At 21.8% G+C, this 536-nt stretch carries 2 protein-coding genes (1 of these 2 cut by a window edge); both read right to left on the reverse strand.

Annotated features, from left to right (window positions below):
• Positions 1-109 carry the 5' portion of a hypothetical protein gene (locus tag LUA84_RS05570; RefSeq protein WP_457913302.1) on the reverse strand. The gene continues 11 nt to the left of window position 1, outside the view, so only the first 109 of its 120 coding nucleotides appear in the window; the start codon lies at positions 107-109; the stop codon falls past the left edge of the window.
• A gap of 49 nt (positions 110-158) precedes the next feature.
• A complete protein-coding gene (locus LUA84_RS03810) occupies positions 159-404 on the reverse strand; it encodes a GTPase (protein WP_231434513.1) in 246 nt (81 codons plus the stop codon).
• Between the last annotated feature and the right edge of the window lie 132 nt (positions 405-536).

Raw genomic sequence — 536 nt, forward strand, 5'->3', positions numbered from 1 at the left:
ACCTGTTCTTCAATATATATCCACATGTTTCAGTCAAATCAAAAATATATATAATCAAATTTGCAAGATAATTTAATGCCAATATTGATTTTTTCTCTATTTCATTCATTTCTTCTATTGGTCTATCTAAAATTCCTGGTGTATCAATTACCTGTATATCAAANATATGGTGTTTTAATATATCCTATCATTAAATCTTTTGTTGTAAATGGATATGGCTCAATTTTAACATTTGATCCTGTCANNTTTTTAAATAATGTACACTTTCCAACATTTGGTANNCCTGAAATAACAACTGTAGGCAAATTTTTAATATTCGGAATTTTTCTTCTTCTATTTAAATAAATATTATAATATTTAAATATTATCCAATTTGCTTCNNNATCTACTAGATATTCTTCCATAAAATTCCCTTCTATATTTTTCTATTAATTTTTTATCTTTTGTTAACTTTATATCATCTTTAAACTATAAATAAACTTGTTTTATTATTTTTCTTATATATTTTATCCTTTCTCTTAATTTCTTTATATTTA

The organism is Candidatus Nanopusillus massiliensis, assembly GCF_920984865.1.